12 protein-coding genes are annotated in these 14,267 nt (G+C 53.6%); 9 read left to right on the forward strand and 3 right to left on the reverse strand.

Translation table 11 applies throughout. From position 1 onward, the window contains the following. Positions 1 to 67: 67 nt before the first annotated feature. Entirely contained in the window at positions 68 to 988 is a 921-nt protein-coding gene (gene gsiC / locus EYY67_RS05485; RefSeq protein ID WP_095922697.1) for a glutathione ABC transporter permease GsiC, read from the forward strand. Positions 989 to 996: 8 nt separating this feature from the next. After that, positions 997 to 1,917, forward strand: coding sequence for a glutathione ABC transporter permease GsiD (gsiD, locus tag EYY67_RS05490; RefSeq protein ID WP_119822196.1), 921 nt, complete (start codon positions 997 to 999; stop codon positions 1,915 to 1,917). A 294-nt stretch (positions 1,918 to 2,211) separates the two neighbouring features. Here gsiD and fghA read toward each other — a convergent pair whose 3' ends face one another. From fghA to ptrR, 3 genes are read right to left on the reverse strand one after another with little or no spacing between them, the layout of a single operon-like run. Further along, positions 2,212 to 3,069 carry an S-formylglutathione hydrolase gene (fghA, locus tag EYY67_RS05495; RefSeq protein WP_119822198.1) on the reverse strand — a complete coding sequence of 286 codons (858 nt, stop codon included), beginning with the start codon at positions 3,067 to 3,069 and terminating at the stop codon, positions 2,212 to 2,214. An 11-nt stretch (positions 3,070 to 3,080) separates the two neighbouring features. After that, positions 3,081 to 4,205, reverse strand: coding sequence for an S-(hydroxymethyl)glutathione dehydrogenase/class III alcohol dehydrogenase (locus EYY67_RS05500; RefSeq protein ID WP_095922693.1), 1,125 nt, complete (start codon positions 4,203 to 4,205; stop codon positions 3,081 to 3,083). A gap of 42 nt (positions 4,206 to 4,247) precedes the next feature. After that, the gene (gene ptrR, locus EYY67_RS05505) at positions 4,248 to 5,177 is read right to left on the reverse strand and encodes a putrescine utilization regulator PtrR (RefSeq protein ID WP_119822199.1); all 930 of its coding nucleotides are present in this window, start codon (positions 5,175 to 5,177) and stop codon (positions 4,248 to 4,250) included. Positions 5,178 to 5,376: 199 nt separating this feature from the next. Here ptrR and EYY67_RS05510 point away from each other — a divergent pair, with 199 nt between their 5' ends. From EYY67_RS05510 to mglC, 7 genes are all read left to right on the forward strand, one after another. Further along, positions 5,377 to 6,504 carry a YbfB/YjiJ family MFS transporter gene (locus tag EYY67_RS05510; RefSeq protein ID WP_095922691.1) on the forward strand — a complete coding sequence of 376 codons (1,128 nt, stop codon included), beginning with the start codon at positions 5,377 to 5,379 and terminating at the stop codon, positions 6,502 to 6,504. Positions 6,505 to 6,630: 126 nt separating this feature from the next. Next, the gene (gene folE, locus EYY67_RS05515; RefSeq protein ID WP_095922690.1) at positions 6,631 to 7,296 is read left to right on the forward strand and encodes a GTP cyclohydrolase I FolE; all 666 of its coding nucleotides are present in this window, start codon (positions 6,631 to 6,633) and stop codon (positions 7,294 to 7,296) included. 175 nt (positions 7,297 to 7,471) lie between these two features. Continuing rightward, a complete protein-coding gene (gene yeiB / locus EYY67_RS05520) occupies positions 7,472 to 8,626 on the forward strand; it encodes a DUF418 domain-containing protein YeiB (RefSeq protein WP_095922689.1) in 1,155 nt (384 codons plus the stop codon). A 269-nt stretch (positions 8,627 to 8,895) separates the two neighbouring features. Next, positions 8,896 to 9,927, forward strand: coding sequence for an HTH-type transcriptional regulator GalS (gene galS / locus EYY67_RS05525; RefSeq protein WP_131693008.1), 1,032 nt, complete (start codon positions 8,896 to 8,898; stop codon positions 9,925 to 9,927). A 250-nt stretch (positions 9,928 to 10,177) separates the two neighbouring features. Continuing rightward, on the forward strand, positions 10,178 to 11,176 hold the full coding sequence (mglB, locus tag EYY67_RS05530) for a galactose/glucose ABC transporter substrate-binding protein MglB (protein ID WP_095922687.1): 999 nt from the start codon (positions 10,178 to 10,180) through the stop codon (positions 11,174 to 11,176). Between the two features lie 350 nt (positions 11,177 to 11,526). Further along, positions 11,527 to 13,059: a galactose/methyl galactoside ABC transporter ATP-binding protein MglA gene (gene mglA, locus EYY67_RS05535; RefSeq protein ID WP_119822203.1), complete on the forward strand. Its 1,533-nt coding sequence runs from the start codon at positions 11,527 to 11,529 to the stop codon at positions 13,057 to 13,059. 18 nt (positions 13,060 to 13,077) lie between these two features. Continuing rightward, positions 13,078 to 14,088: a galactose/methyl galactoside ABC transporter permease MglC gene (mglC, locus tag EYY67_RS05540; RefSeq protein WP_095922685.1), complete on the forward strand. Its 1,011-nt coding sequence runs from the start codon at positions 13,078 to 13,080 to the stop codon at positions 14,086 to 14,088. Positions 14,089 to 14,267: the final 179 nt, after the last annotated feature.

Below are 14,267 nucleotides of genomic sequence, written 5' to 3' on the forward strand. Positions count from 1 at the left end.
CGCCCTGAACCCATGTGTTCCGGGGCCGGAACATGGATGTTTACCGTGAAATCACAGACAGCGAATCATGCTTAACTATTTTTTAAAACGATTACTCGGACTGATCCCCACGTTGCTGATTGTGGCGGTGCTGGTGTTTTTATTTGTGCATCTGCTGCCGGGCGATCCGGCGCGGCTGATGGCCGGACAAGATGCCGACGCCAGCGTGGTCGCGCTGGTGCGTCAGGATTTAGGGCTGGATAAGCCGCTTTATCAGCAATTTTTCACCTTCTTTGGCAATGCGCTGACCGGTGACTTCGGTCATTCGATGGTGTCAAAACGCCCGGTTATAGACGAAATCAGTTCCCGTTTCCTGCCGACATTCTGGCTGACGCTGACCAGCATGCTGTGGTCGGTGATTTTCGGACTGGTGATCGGCGTGGTCTCCGCCGTCTGGCGTAACCGCTGGCCTGACAGACTGGGTATGGCGCTCGCCGTTTCCGGCATTTCCTTTCCGGCTTTCGCGCTGGGCATGTTGCTGATGCAGATTTTCTCCGTTGAACTGGGCTGGTTGCCGACGGTCGGCGCGGACGGCTGGCGTCACTATATCCTTCCTTCCATTACGCTGGGTGCGGCGGTGGCGGCAATCATGGCCCGCTTCACCCGCGCCTCGTTTGTCGAAGTGATGCAGGAAGATTACATGCGCACCGCGCGCGCCAAAGGGGTACACGAGGCGGTGGTGGTGGTCAAACACGGCCTGCGCAACGCGATGATCCCCGTAGTGACCATGATGGGGCTGCAATTTGGTTTTCTGCTTGGCGGCTCGATTGTCGTCGAAAAAGTCTTCAACTGGCCGGGATTAGGGCGGTTGCTGGTCGATTCCGTTGAGATGCGCGATTATCCGGTGATACAGGCAGAAGTGCTGCTGTTCTCGCTGGAGTTCATCCTGATCAATCTGCTGGTGGACATGCTGTACGCCGTCATCAACCCTTCAATCCGATACAAGTGAGTCAACGCATGAAAAACTGGCGGCGAAATGCCGTACTTGCGAGTTTGCCGATAATCACACCGGGAACCGCGCAATCACAGGCGGTTCGGACACCGTGGAAAGCGTTCTGGCGGCGTTTCCGTCGTCAGCATATTGCGATGATTGCGGGTGTGTTCATCCTGTTATTGATCATGGCAGCCATCCTTGCGCCGTGGCTGGTGCCCTTTGATCCGGAAAATTATTTTGATTACGACCGGCTGAACGAAGGCCCGTCGCTGATCCACTGGCTGGGCGTCGATTCCCTCGGACGGGATATTTTCAGCCGCATCCTGATGGGCACGCGGATTTCCCTGACGGCGGGTGTGCTTTCGGTGGTACTCGGCGCGGCGATTGGCACGGTATTCGGCCTGCTGGCGGGATATTACGAAGGCTGGTGGGACCGCATCACCATGCGCGTTTGCGACGTGCTGTTTGCTTTCCCCGGTATTTTGCTGGCGATTGCCGTGGTGGCGGTGATGGGCAACGGCATGTCGAACGTGATTATTGCGGTGGCGATTTTCAGCATTCCGGCCTTCGCACGTCTGGTACGTGGCAACACGCTGGTGCTGAAACAGCAAACTTATATTGAATCCGCCCGCAGCATCGGTGCCTCCGACGCCACCATTTTGTTCCGCCACATCCTGCCGGGCACGTTGTCATCCATCGTGGTGTATTTCACCATGCGCATCGGCACGTCAATTATTACCGCCGCCAGCCTGTCCTTCCTTGGCATGGGCGCGCAACCGCCAACACCGGAGTGGGGCGCCATGCTCAACGAAGCCCGCGCCGACATGGTCATGGCACCGCACGTGGCAATATTCCCCAGTCTGGCCATATTCCTGACCGTACTGGCGTTTAATTTGCTGGGCGATGGGTTAAGGGATGCGCTGGATCCGAAATTGAAGAATTGATTTTTGGGGGCAGCTATAGGTTTGAACCATATCGCATTTTTCCCAACAAATTACAGATGAGGATCTGGCCAGTTTTAGGCCTGAAATTAACGGACATGACAATTCCTTTGTTTGTTTTCACAAACGCAGAACAACTCCCTCCCCTGCGAAGGGGAGGGTTGGGGTGGGGTATTAAGGTCAAAATCCGCCGGTTGAAGTGTGCTCTGACCGGGGGTTAGCCCTTAAAACCCCCTCCCAGCCTCCCCCTTCGCAGGGGGAGGAGCAAAGCCAAACCCTTGTTGCATCAGCAGAATGTCAGACTTCAGAGTGCAAAAACTCCGCATGGAATCTCAGGTGATCTTCCACAAATGAGGCAATCGTGAAGTAGCTGTGATCGTATCCGGGCTGAACGCGCAACTGTAACGGCCAGCCGCGCTGGCGGGCGATCTCGGCCAGTTTTGCCGGTTGCAGCTGATCTGCCAGGAACTGATCGCCGTCGCCCTGATCGACTAAAATCGGGAACGGTTTTTGATCTTCCGGCAGGGCGCTCAGCAGGTGGCAGCTGTCGTATTGCAGCCACTGGCTTTCGTCATCCCCCAGATACGCGCTGAACGCTTTGCGTCCCCACGGCACCTGCGCCGGATTAACGATCGGCGCAAACGCTGACACGGAGCAGAAACGCTGCGGATTACGCAGTGCCAGCATCAGTGCGCCGTGACCGCCCATCGAGTGCCCGAAAATAGACTGACGATGGCTGACCTTGAAATGCCCGCTGATCAGCGCAGGCAGTTCATCGAGCAGATAATCGTACATGCGAAAATGCGCGGCCCACGGTGCCTGCGTGGCATTCAGATAAAAACCTGCGCCCTGGCCGAGGTCATAACCGTCGTCGTTGGCGACGCCTTCACCGCGCGGGCTGGTATCCGGCATCACCAGAATCACGCCAAGCTCTGCCGCGACACGTTGCGCCCCGGCTTTGATGGTGAAGTTTTCGTCATTGCAGGTCAGACCCGACAGCCAGTACAGCACCGGCGGCGGTGTATCGTCCTGCGCCGGGGGCAGATAAAGGCTGAACGTCATGCTGCAATTCAGGCTCTCAGAGGTATGGCGGTAGCGCTGCTGCCAGCCGCCAAACATCCGGTGTTCTTCGAGTAGTTCAATCGAGCTGCTCATCGACACATTCCTTACTTGTTAAAATGAATCACCGTTCGGATAGATTTTCCTTCGTGCATCAGGTCAAAGGCTTCGTTGATTTCTTCCAGTGGCATGGTGTGGGTGATGAAATCGTTCAGGGCGAATTCGCCGTCCAGATAACGCTGCACAATGCCCGGTAACTGGCTGCGGCCTTTAACGCCACCGAAAGCCGAACCACGCCATACACGGCCGGTCACCAGCTGGAAAGGACGGGTGGAGATTTCTTCGCCTGCACCGGCCACGCCGATGATGACCGATTCGCCCCAGCCTTTATGGCAGCATTCCAGCGCGGAACGCATCACGTTCACGTTACCGATACATTCGAAGGAGAAGTCCACGCCGCCGTCGGTCATTTCAACGATCACGTCCTGAATCGGCTTATCGAAATCTTTCGGGTTGATCAGGTCGGTTGCGCCAAGTTTACGCGCCAGATCGAATTTGCTGGTGTTCAGATCGATACCTATGATGCGGCCTGCGCCCGCCATCACGGCGCCAATGATGGCTGAAAGACCAATGCCGCCGAGGCCGAAGATGGCTACGGTGTCGCCTTTTTTGACTTTCGCGGTATTGATAACGGCACCCATACCGGTGGTCACGCCACAACCGAGCAGACAGACTTCTTCCAGCGGGGCTTCTTTGTTGATTTTCGCCAGCGAGATCTCAGGAACCACGGTGTATTCGGAGAAGGTCGAGGTACCCATGTAATGGAAAATCGGCTTGCCGTCTTTGAAGAAACGGGTGGTGCCGTCCGGCATCAGACCTTTACCTTGCGTGGTGCGGATCGCCTGACACAGGTTGGTTTTGCCGGATTTACAGAACTTACACTCGCCACATTCCGGGGTGTACAACGGAATGACGTGATCGCCGACGGCTACGCTGGTGACGCCTTCGCCAACCGCTTCCACCACGCCGCCGCCTTCATGGCCGAGGATTGCCGGGAAGACGCCTTCCGGATCTTTGCCTGACAGGGTGTAGGCGTCGGTGTGGCACACGCCGGTCGCGACGATACGCACCAGCACTTCACCTTTTTGCGGTGGCATCAGATCCACTTCTTCGATGGACAGAGGTTGGTTCGGGCCCCAGGCGACAGCCGCGCGCGTTTTGATCATTTGCATTTTTTAGCTCCAGTCAGGTGTTTTTACTTATTCAGTTTCGAATTAATAGGTCGGGTGCAGCGCCGGATCGTGTTCCCCGGCGAGCGGATGTTTCAGTAACGGGATCACGCCGTCATTTTGTTCGATGATCAGTTCTTTCAGCGCCCGCACATTCGGGCTGAAGGCGTCCCTGCGCCAGATAAGCCAGGTGGCGGTATCGGCGAATTCATCCGGGATCTCGTGAATGCTGACCCGTTCGTGGCCGGGCAATTGTTCGAGTACCGAGCGCGGCACCATGGCAATCCCCGCACCGCTGGCGACGCAGGCCATCATCGAATGATAGGACTGGATCTCCATGGTATTGGCGACCGGAATGCTCATGTGTTTGATCCAGCCCTGTAAACGCTGGCGGTATGAACAACTCGGGCGGAACGCAAAAACGGTATGACCGCTGCGCCCGGCAGGCACTTCCTGCGGCGATTCGCCGGGCGGCGTGATCACCACCATGCGTTCACGAAAAGAAATGCAGCCATTGATATCGTCAAAATCGATCGGGCCATCCACCAGCGCCGCCGCCAGACGTCCGGCACGCACGCTGTCGATGGTTTCGCCGGAGGTGGCCGTGACCAGCGACAGCGCCACCTGCGGAAACTTCTGATGATATGCCGCCAGTAAAGAGGGCAGGCGCGTCGCCGCCGTACTTTCCATCGATCCCAGCGCGAAGTTCCCGGCGGGTTCACCGGCATGCGTGATGCTCATGGCTTCGTCGCTCAGCGCAAGAATACGTTCGGCATAGTTCAGAAAATTATGGCCCATGGCGGAAAGGCGGATGCGCTGCTTTTCGCGGATAAACAGATCGGTGCCCAGTTCGAGTTCCAGCTGACGCAGGCGGGTGGTCAGGTTCGACGGGACGCGATGCAACTGCTCTGCCGCGCGTGCCAGCGAACCGGTTTCCGCTACGCAGCAAAACATCCGTAACTGAGTGAGATCCATGATGGGTTCCTGTGTTCTCTTATCGTAAACAAGTTGGTTTGTATTATTCAGTTTTCGTGATTGTACTCATAAGGCATCATAGCGACAACATTCAATTTACTTTCTTTTAAGAAATCCGCTGTTTTCAGCCTCGGGCTTTGAGTATGTTTATTCATTGTTTCTATGATGTTGCATCGCGGTTTCTTTTAACGGAGCAGTTATGGCCTTTCGAATTGCGCTAAGTGGTTTTCTGGCTTTTGTGGTCGCGATGGGTATCGGGCGCTTCGCCTTTACGCCGCAGGTGCCTTTAATGATAGCTGAACATCAGTTCAGCCTGACCGGCGCGGGGCTGGTTGCGGCCTTCAACTACCTCGGTTATCTGTGTGGCGCGTTCGACGGGATGCGCGCGGGCAAACATCTCGAGCGCCGTTTGTGGCTGGGCGTATGGGGCGGCGTTGTGCTGACATTATTGTCGGCGGTGATTTCCGGCGAAGTGCTGCACAGCATCGTGCGCTTTATGATCGGCTGGACCAGCGGCTGGGCGATGGTGATGGTGTCCGCGTGGTGTAATGAACGGCTGGCGCATTATGGCCGTCCGGCGCTGAGTGCTGCGGTGTTTGCCGGGCCGGGCGCGGGGATTTTCCTCAGCGGCATGTTGGCCGTCGGTATTCACAGTTTGCAGCTGACCTCGGCGCAGGCCTGGTGCGTGTACGGCGTGCTGGCGCTGATTTTTGTGGCGATCATTACGCCGACCCTGCCGCGAACAGGAGATTTGCACCGCTCGCATGTGGCAACTGAACCGCTGGTGATGACGCCTGCGCTGAAACGACTGGTGTGGAGTTACAGTCTGGCGGGTTTTGGTTACATCCTTCCCGCCACGTTTTTATCGCAGATGGCGAGCGCGCGTTTCCCTGACAGCCTGTTCGCCCAGTTTGTCTGGCCGGTGTTTGGCGGCGCGGCGGTGATCGGCATCATCATCGGTATTCTGACACGACACAGCCTGACGACGCATAAACGTCTGGCGCTGACATTATGGGCGCAGGGACTGGGAATTCTGTGTGCGGAAGTGGTGCCGGGCGTCAGTGGTCTGGTGCTGGGCGCATTGCTGACCGGCGGCGGTTTCCTCAGTGTGGTCCAGCTGGCTTTACAATATAGCCGCGAACTGGCACCGAATCACAGCCGCTACATGGCCGGTTTGCTGACCACCGGTTATGCCGTCGGTCAGTTATTCGGCCCCGTTCTGTCGGCCATTTCTACCGCACTGACGCACCGTCTGGAGCCTGCGCTGTATGTCGCGCTGGTCGGTTTCATTATTGCAGGGGCGCTGGTCTTCCGGCAGAACCGATAACTTGCAGCTATTTCATCCATCATGACGCACATTCACTGGATTCTGAACCGGCTCTCTACTACAGTAAGCCACCTCACTTTAGCGTGATCTGCGTCAAAGTGATTACATCTGCCGGAGAAAGAAAGAATGCCAACCCTGAGTAAAGAAGCCATTTTGGTTCACGAGGCCCTGTTAGCCCGTGGTCTGGAAACCCCTCTGCGTGAAGCTTTGCCGATCGACAACGAAACGCGCAAGCAGCGGATCCAGGAACATATGACCGGCATCATGCAGCTTCTTAATCTGGATCTTTCCGATGACAGTCTGGCGGAAACGCCGCACCGCATCGCCAAGATGTATGTGGATGAAATCTTCTCAGGGCTTGATTACGCCAATTTCCCGAAAATCACCGTCATCGAAAACAAGATGAAAGTGGATGAAATGGTCACCGTGCGCGATATCACCCTGACCAGTACCTGCGAACACCATTTCGTGACCATCGATGGCAAAGCCACCGTGGCCTATATCCCAAAAGATACCGTGATTGGCCTGTCGAAAATCAACCGCATTGTGCAGTTCTTCTCGCAGCGTCCGCAGGTTCAGGAACGCCTGACCCAGCAGATCCTGGTGGCCTTGCAAACCCTGCTCGGCACCACCAACGTGGCCGTCTCCATTGACGCCGTGCATTACTGCGTGAAAGCACGCGGTGTGCGTGACGCGACCAGCGCAACGACGACAACATCACTCGGTGGACTTTTCAAATCCAGCCAGAATACACGACAAGAATTTTTAAGAACCGTCCGCCATCCGTCGTAACTAAAGCCGCAGCGGTGTTCGCTGCGTTCGTAGACCCGAATCACTGACATCAGTCAGCTCATCGGGCTCTGCTCGCTGGCTGCCTTGCTGCAACTTCATTTACCTGGAGGGTAGCCACCCTGATTTTCTTCCCTTATTCTTAAATATCTCAATAATCTTCAAAAGGAATGTCAGGGTGCGCTCACGTATTGCCACGCTCGACTTTGCCCGTGGCCTCGCCATTTTTGGCATTCTTCTGCTCAATATCAGCGCCTTCGGTTTACCGAAAGCCGCTTACCTGAATCCGGCGTTTGCCGGAACGCCCTCTGTTTCTGATACCTGGACCTGGGCGGTGCTCGACGTCGTCGCGCAGGGTAAATTCCTGATGATGTTTGCCATGCTGTTCGGCGGCGGTCTGTTTTTGTTGCTGCCGCGCGGCAAACACTGGATCCAGGCGCGTTTGTCGATTCTTTTACTGTGCGGGTTTCTGCATGCCACCCTGATGTGGGACGGCGATATCTTGCTGTCTTACGGGCTGATTGGTCTGGTGTGCTGGCGGATGGTGCGGGAAGGGCGCAGCAGTCAGTCGCTGATTTCCACGGGCATTATTTTGTATCTGATCGGCGTCGCCGTGCTGGCGATGCTCGGTTTCATTACCTCGCCGAAACCTGGCAGTTTCTGGCTGCCGGGGCCAGCGGAAATTCAATATGAACAATACTGGCGGCTGAAAGGCGGCTGGGAAGCGATCCGCAACCGCCTCGATTTGCTGTCTTCCAGTTTGCTGGCGATCGGTGCGCAATACGGCTGGGAACTGGCGGGCGCGATGCTGACAGGTGCCGGGCTGATGCGCAGCGGCTGGCTGAAAGGTGAGTTTCGCCTCGCACATTACCGCAAAGTTGCCGCTGTACTGTTACCGCTTTCATTACTGATACAAATTCCGGCGATTTACCTGCAATACCGCACCGGCTGGGACTACCGCTGGAGCGGTTTTTTATTGCAGGTGCCGCGGGAAATTGGCTCGCTGATGCAGGCCGTCAGTTATCTGGCGCTGTGTTACGGCTTCTGGCCGCAGATTTCCCGCTGGCGGGCGGTGAACTGGATTTCGCAGATTGGCCGCATGGCCCTGACCAACTACCTGTTACAGACGCTGATCTGCACCACATTCTTCAATGTCTTCGGCTTCTACCAGCACTTCGACCGCCTGCAACTGCTGGCGCTGGTGCCGCTGGTCTGGGCGTGTAACTTGCTGGTGACCCTGCTGTGGTTGCGGCATTTCCGTCAGGGACCGGTGGAGTGGTTATGGCGTAAACTGACGGTCAAAGCCTCCGGTGTTGAACTGAAAACCGCCTGATCCCAGATCGTCACATCATCCTAAATGATAGATTTGGGATGAAGGTTACAGAATTGTATGTAAACGTTTTCTTTCCTGTGACGAGATTCACGCAGGCGTTTTCGCAAAATGTTTAGGATAGCGGTCGTGCCTCTCCGACGACCACTACACTAAAAAAGGAAACGCCATGCGCACTTCACCTCGCTTCTCTTTGTCCGGCTTCTTTACCTCCTGGGTTAAAAATTTCCGTATTCCTCCGTACCACTCTCTGGCTGATCACGGAGCGACGCATGGTCACCATTCGTGATGTCGCCCGGCTGGCGGGGGTTTCTGTCGCCACCGTTTCACGTGTTCTGAACAATCCCGCTATCGCCAGTAAAGAAGCCCGCGAGCAGGTGTTGCAGGCTGTCGCCACGCTGGGATACCGGCCTAATGCCAATGCGCAGGCGCTGGCCACGCAAAGCAGCGACACCATCGGTGTGGTGGTCATGGATGTGTCAGATCCGTTTTTCGGCGCGCTGGTGAAAGCGGTGGATACCGTTGCACAGCAGCATCAGAAATACGTTTTAATAGGTAACAGCTATCATATTGCCGAAAAAGAAAGGCACGCCATTGAGGTTTTGATTCGTCAACGCTGTAACGCACTCATTGTGCATTCGAAAGCGCTGGGCGATGACGAACTCTCGCGGTTTATGGATCAGGTATCCGGCATGGTGCTGATTAACCGCGTCATTCCGGGCTACGAGCACCGTTGTGTCTGGCTTAACAACGTCAGCGGTGCGGAGATGGCGACGCGTTTGTTACTGTCGCAGGGCCATCAGCGCATCGGCTATATCGGGTCAAGTCACGGTATCGAAGACGATTTGCAGCGTTATCAGGGCTACGCTCAGGCAATGACGCAGGCACATCAGAGCGGTGACGCGCCACCTGCCGCATGGCGGGCACAAAGTTCGCCGGATCTGCAGGGCGGTGAGGCGGCGATGGTGGAACTCCTCGGGCGTAATCTGCACCTCAGCGCGGTGTTTGCCTATAACGATTCGATGGCGGCCGGTGCGATGGCGGTGTTGAAAGAAAACGGAATTAACATTCCGGATGACTTTTCACTGATCGGTTTTGACGATATTCCGATTGCCCGCTACACCAGCCCGAAAATGACCACCGTGCGATATCCGATCGTTTCCATGGCGACGCTGGCCACCGAACTGGCTTTAAAAGGTGCGGCAGAACAGTTAGCTACGGGCGTTTCGCATTGTTTTATGCCGACGCTGGTCAGACGCCATTCGGTTGCACCCTGGCAAAATGTGGCACCCGTCACTTATTGATCAAATAACGCGATGTAACCGTTTTCAATCTGTGAGAACTTTCACAGTTTATTAACATCGCGCACATTATGATTCATTCGTTTTCAATATGATTCATTTTGGGTCCGGTTTGCCGGACTTGTTTCACAGCGAGTCAGGACGTTATCAGTCAAGGATGGCAGGCACCCACAATCATGACGTGGAGCTGTACTGCTCCCGCAGGGGTTTCCGGTGCCACATTCTGTAACACCCTACATAACCGGAGATACAAATGAATAAGAAGGTCTTCACCCTGGCGACTCTGGCTGCAAGCATGATGTTTGGTTTTGCCGCACATGCTGCTGATACTAAAATCGGCGTCACCATCTACAAATATGATGACAACTTCATGTCTGAAGTTCGCAAAGCCATTGAAAAAGATGCTAAAGCTTCTCCAGATGTGCAACTGCTGATGAATGACTCGCAAAACAGCCAGTCTACCCAGAATGACCAGGTTGACGTCATGCTGGCGAAGGGTGTGAAAGCGTTAGCCATTAACCTGGTTGACCCGGCTGCTGCCCCGGTAATCATTGAGAAAGCCCGCGGTGCTGGCATTCCTGTTGTTTTCTACAACAAAGAACCTTCCCGTAAAGCGCTGGACAGCTACGACAAAGCCTACTATGTCGGTACCGATTCTAAAGAATCTGGCGTGATCCAGGGTGAGCTGATTGCTAAACACTGGAAAGCGAACCCGGCCTGGGATCTGAACAAAGACGGCGTGATCCAATATGTGCTGATCAAAGGCGAACCGGGCCATCCGGATGCTGAAGCGCGTACCAAATACGTCATCAGCACCCTGAACGGCAAAGAAGGCCTGAAAACTGATCAGCTGCAACTTGATACCGCTATGTGGGATACCGCACAGGCTAAAGACAAGATGGATGCATGGTTGTCTGGTCCTAACGCCAACAAAATCGAAGTGGTTATCGCCAACAACGATGCCATGGCAATGGGTGCTGTAGAAGCACTGAAATCTCATAACAAATCCAGCATTCCGGTATTTGGTGTGGATGCCCTGGCAGAAGCGCTGGCACTGGTGAAATCTGGCGCAATGGCCGGTACCGTGCTGAACGATGCGAACAACCAGGCTAAAGCGACCTTTGATCTGGCGAAAAACCTGGCAGCCGGTAAACCTGCTGCTGAAGGGACTGACTGGAAAGTTGAAAACAAAGTTGTTCGTATTCCTTACGTCGCGGTGGATAAAGACAATCTGTCTTCCTTCGTGAAATAAGTTGACGTCAGCAGCAATAAAGACAGACAGCAATAAAAAACAAAGCTAAGCAGTGGCAAAAATAATTGCGGTTAAGCCGTAAATAAAGACAAAGTGTTATACCCAAAATAATTTGCGTTGCAGGAAGGCGGCAAACGAGTGAGTCCCGATGAGCTTACTCAGGTAAGTGATCCGGGTGAATAAGAGTAGCCAACGCATCTGCAACATGAAGAATGAAGGGTATTGAGACGTTAATGCTTATCTGACAGGACGTCATGTCACGATGCAGCCGGCAGGTTCGCTTGCCGGCTGCATTACTGACATCAGGTATTAATACACCCGTTTATTTTTATCTTTAGCCAGGTATAACTATGGCCGATAATACGTTATCTGACACAACACAAAAACCGGACGAATTCCTTCTGGAAATGAGTGGTATTAATAAATCATTTCCTGGCGTCAGGGCGTTAGATAATGTGAATTTAAAAGTGCGTCCTCATTCCATTCACGCCCTGATGGGTGAAAACGGCGCCGGTAAATCCACATTATTGAAATGCCTTTTCGGGATATACAGCAAAGACTCCGGTACCATTCTTTTTCAGGGACAGGAAGTTAATTTTAAAAGTTCAAAAGAAGCGCTTGAACAAGGCGTGTCGATGGTCCATCAGGAATTAAACCTGGTGTTGCAACGTACGGTCATGGACAACATGTGGCTGGGACGTTATCCGACCAAAGGTCTTTTTGTCGATCAGGACAAAATGTACAAAGACACCAAGGCGATTTTTGACGAACTGGACATTGATATCGATCCGCGCGACAAGGTCGGTAAGCTGTCAGTTTCACAGATGCAGATGATCGAAATCGCCAAGGCGTTTTCCTACAATGCAAAAATCGTCATTATGGACGAACCGACGTCCTCGCTGACGGAAAAAGAAGTGAACCATCTGTTCACCATCATCCGTAAGCTGAAAGACCGTGGCTGTGGCATTGTGTATATCTCTCATAAGATGGAAGAAATTTTCCAGCTATGCGATGAAATCACCATTCTGCGCGACGGCCAGTGGATTGTTACGCAGCCGCTGGAAGGTCTCGACATGGATAAAATCATTTCCATGATGGTCGGCCGTTCACTGAGCCAGCGTTTCCCTGATCGCCAGAACGTACCGGGTGAAGTCATCCTCGAAGTGCGTAATCTGACCTCGCTGCGTCAGCCTTCAATACGTGATATTTCCTTTGATTTGCACAAAGGGGAAATCCTCGGCATTGCCGGTCTGGTCGGGGCAAAACGTACCGATATCGTCGAGACGTTATTTGGCATCCGCGAGAAAGTCGCCGGTACCATTAAACTGCACGGCAAAAAAATTAATAATCACAGTGCTAACGAGGCCATTAATCACGGTTTTGCACTGGTGACGGAAGAACGTCGTTCAACCGGTATTTATGCGTATCTGGACATCGGCTTTAACTCGCTGATTTCCAATATTCGTCAATATAAGAATAAAGCCGGTTTACTCGATACCTCCCGTATGAAAAGCGATACCCAATGGGTTATCGATTCCATGCGGGTGAAAACGCCGGGACATAAAACCAGTATTGGTTCATTGTCAGGCGGGAATCAGCAAAAAGTCATTATCGGGCGCTGGTTATTAACCAACCCTGAAATATTAATGCTGGATGAACCGACGCGCGGCATTGACGTTGGCGCTAAGTTCGAAATTTACCAGTTAATCACCGAGTTGGCGAAAAAAGAGAAGGGGATCATTATTATCTCCTCTGAAATGCCAGAGTTGCTGGGTATTACTGACAGAATATTGGTTATGAGTAATGGACAGGTTGCAGGTATTGTTGAAACCAAAAATACCTCGCAGAACGAAATATTACGCCTGGCTTCCTTGCATCTCTAATTTTTAAGGGTTCTTATTATGAAAGCATTAAATAAGAAAAGTGTGCTCACTTATTTAAAAGAGGGCGGCATTTATGTGGTCCTGCTGGTCTTACTGGCCATTATTATCATCCAGGATCCGAGCTTCCTCAGTCTCGTCAACTTAAGTAACATTCTGACTCAGTCTTCCGTGCGCGTGATTATCGCGCTCGGCGTGGCGGGGCTTATCGTGACGCAGGGTACTGACCTGTCAGCCGGGCGTCAGGTCGGGTTAGCGGCGGTGGTGGCTGCCACCATGTTGCAGGCGATGGACAACGTCAACAAAGTCTTCCCGAACCTCGAAGTGGTGCCAATTCCGCTGGTTATTCTGACCGTGTGTATTGTGGGCGCGTTAATTGGTTTGCTGAATGGTGTGATTATCGCTTACCTGAACGTGACGCCGTTTATTACCACGCTGGGTACGATGATTATCGTTTACGGGATTAACTCCCTGTATTACGACTATGTCGGTTCCTCACCGGTAGCCGGTTTTGACCCGGGCTTCTCACAGTTTGCGCAAGGCTTTATCCATTTAGGCGGCCTGAAGCTTTCCTACATCACCTTCTACGCGCTGATTGCCATCGCCTTTGTCTGGGTGCTGTGGAATAAAACCCGCTTCGGTAAAAACATCTTTGCTATCGGGGGTAACCCTGAAGCCGCGAAAGTGTCTGGCGTTAACGTTCCGTTAAACCTGATCATGATTTATGCGTTGTCCGGTGTGTTCTATGCGTTCGGCGGTTTGCTGGAAGCAGGGCGTATCGGCAGTGCGACCAACAACCTCGGCTTTATGTATGAACTGGATGCCATCGCAGCCTGCGTGGTCGGCGGCGTGTCATTCGCCGGTGGTGTGGGTTCTGTGGCAGGCGTGGTGACCGGTGTACTGATCTTCACCGTTATCAACTACGGTCTGACTTACATCGGCGTTAACCCGTACTGGCAGTACATCATCAAGGGCAGCATCATCATCTTCGCGGTGGCGCTGGATTCCCTGAAGTACGCCAAGAAGAAGTAAGCCATCGGAAAGACAAACAAAAGGCTGCTTATGCGGCCTTTTTGCTGTCGTAAATTCAGAACTCGATCAACTCCCTCCCCTGCGAAGGGGAGGGCTGGGGTCTTTGCTCCTCCCCCTGCGAAGGGGGAGGTTGGGAGGGGGTTTTAAAGGCTAACTCTTTGTCAAAGCACACTTTAACT

It is taken from the genome of Rahnella victoriana (assembly GCF_004330295.1).
Lineage (GTDB): Bacteria > Pseudomonadota > Gammaproteobacteria > Enterobacterales > Enterobacteriaceae > Rahnella > Rahnella victoriana.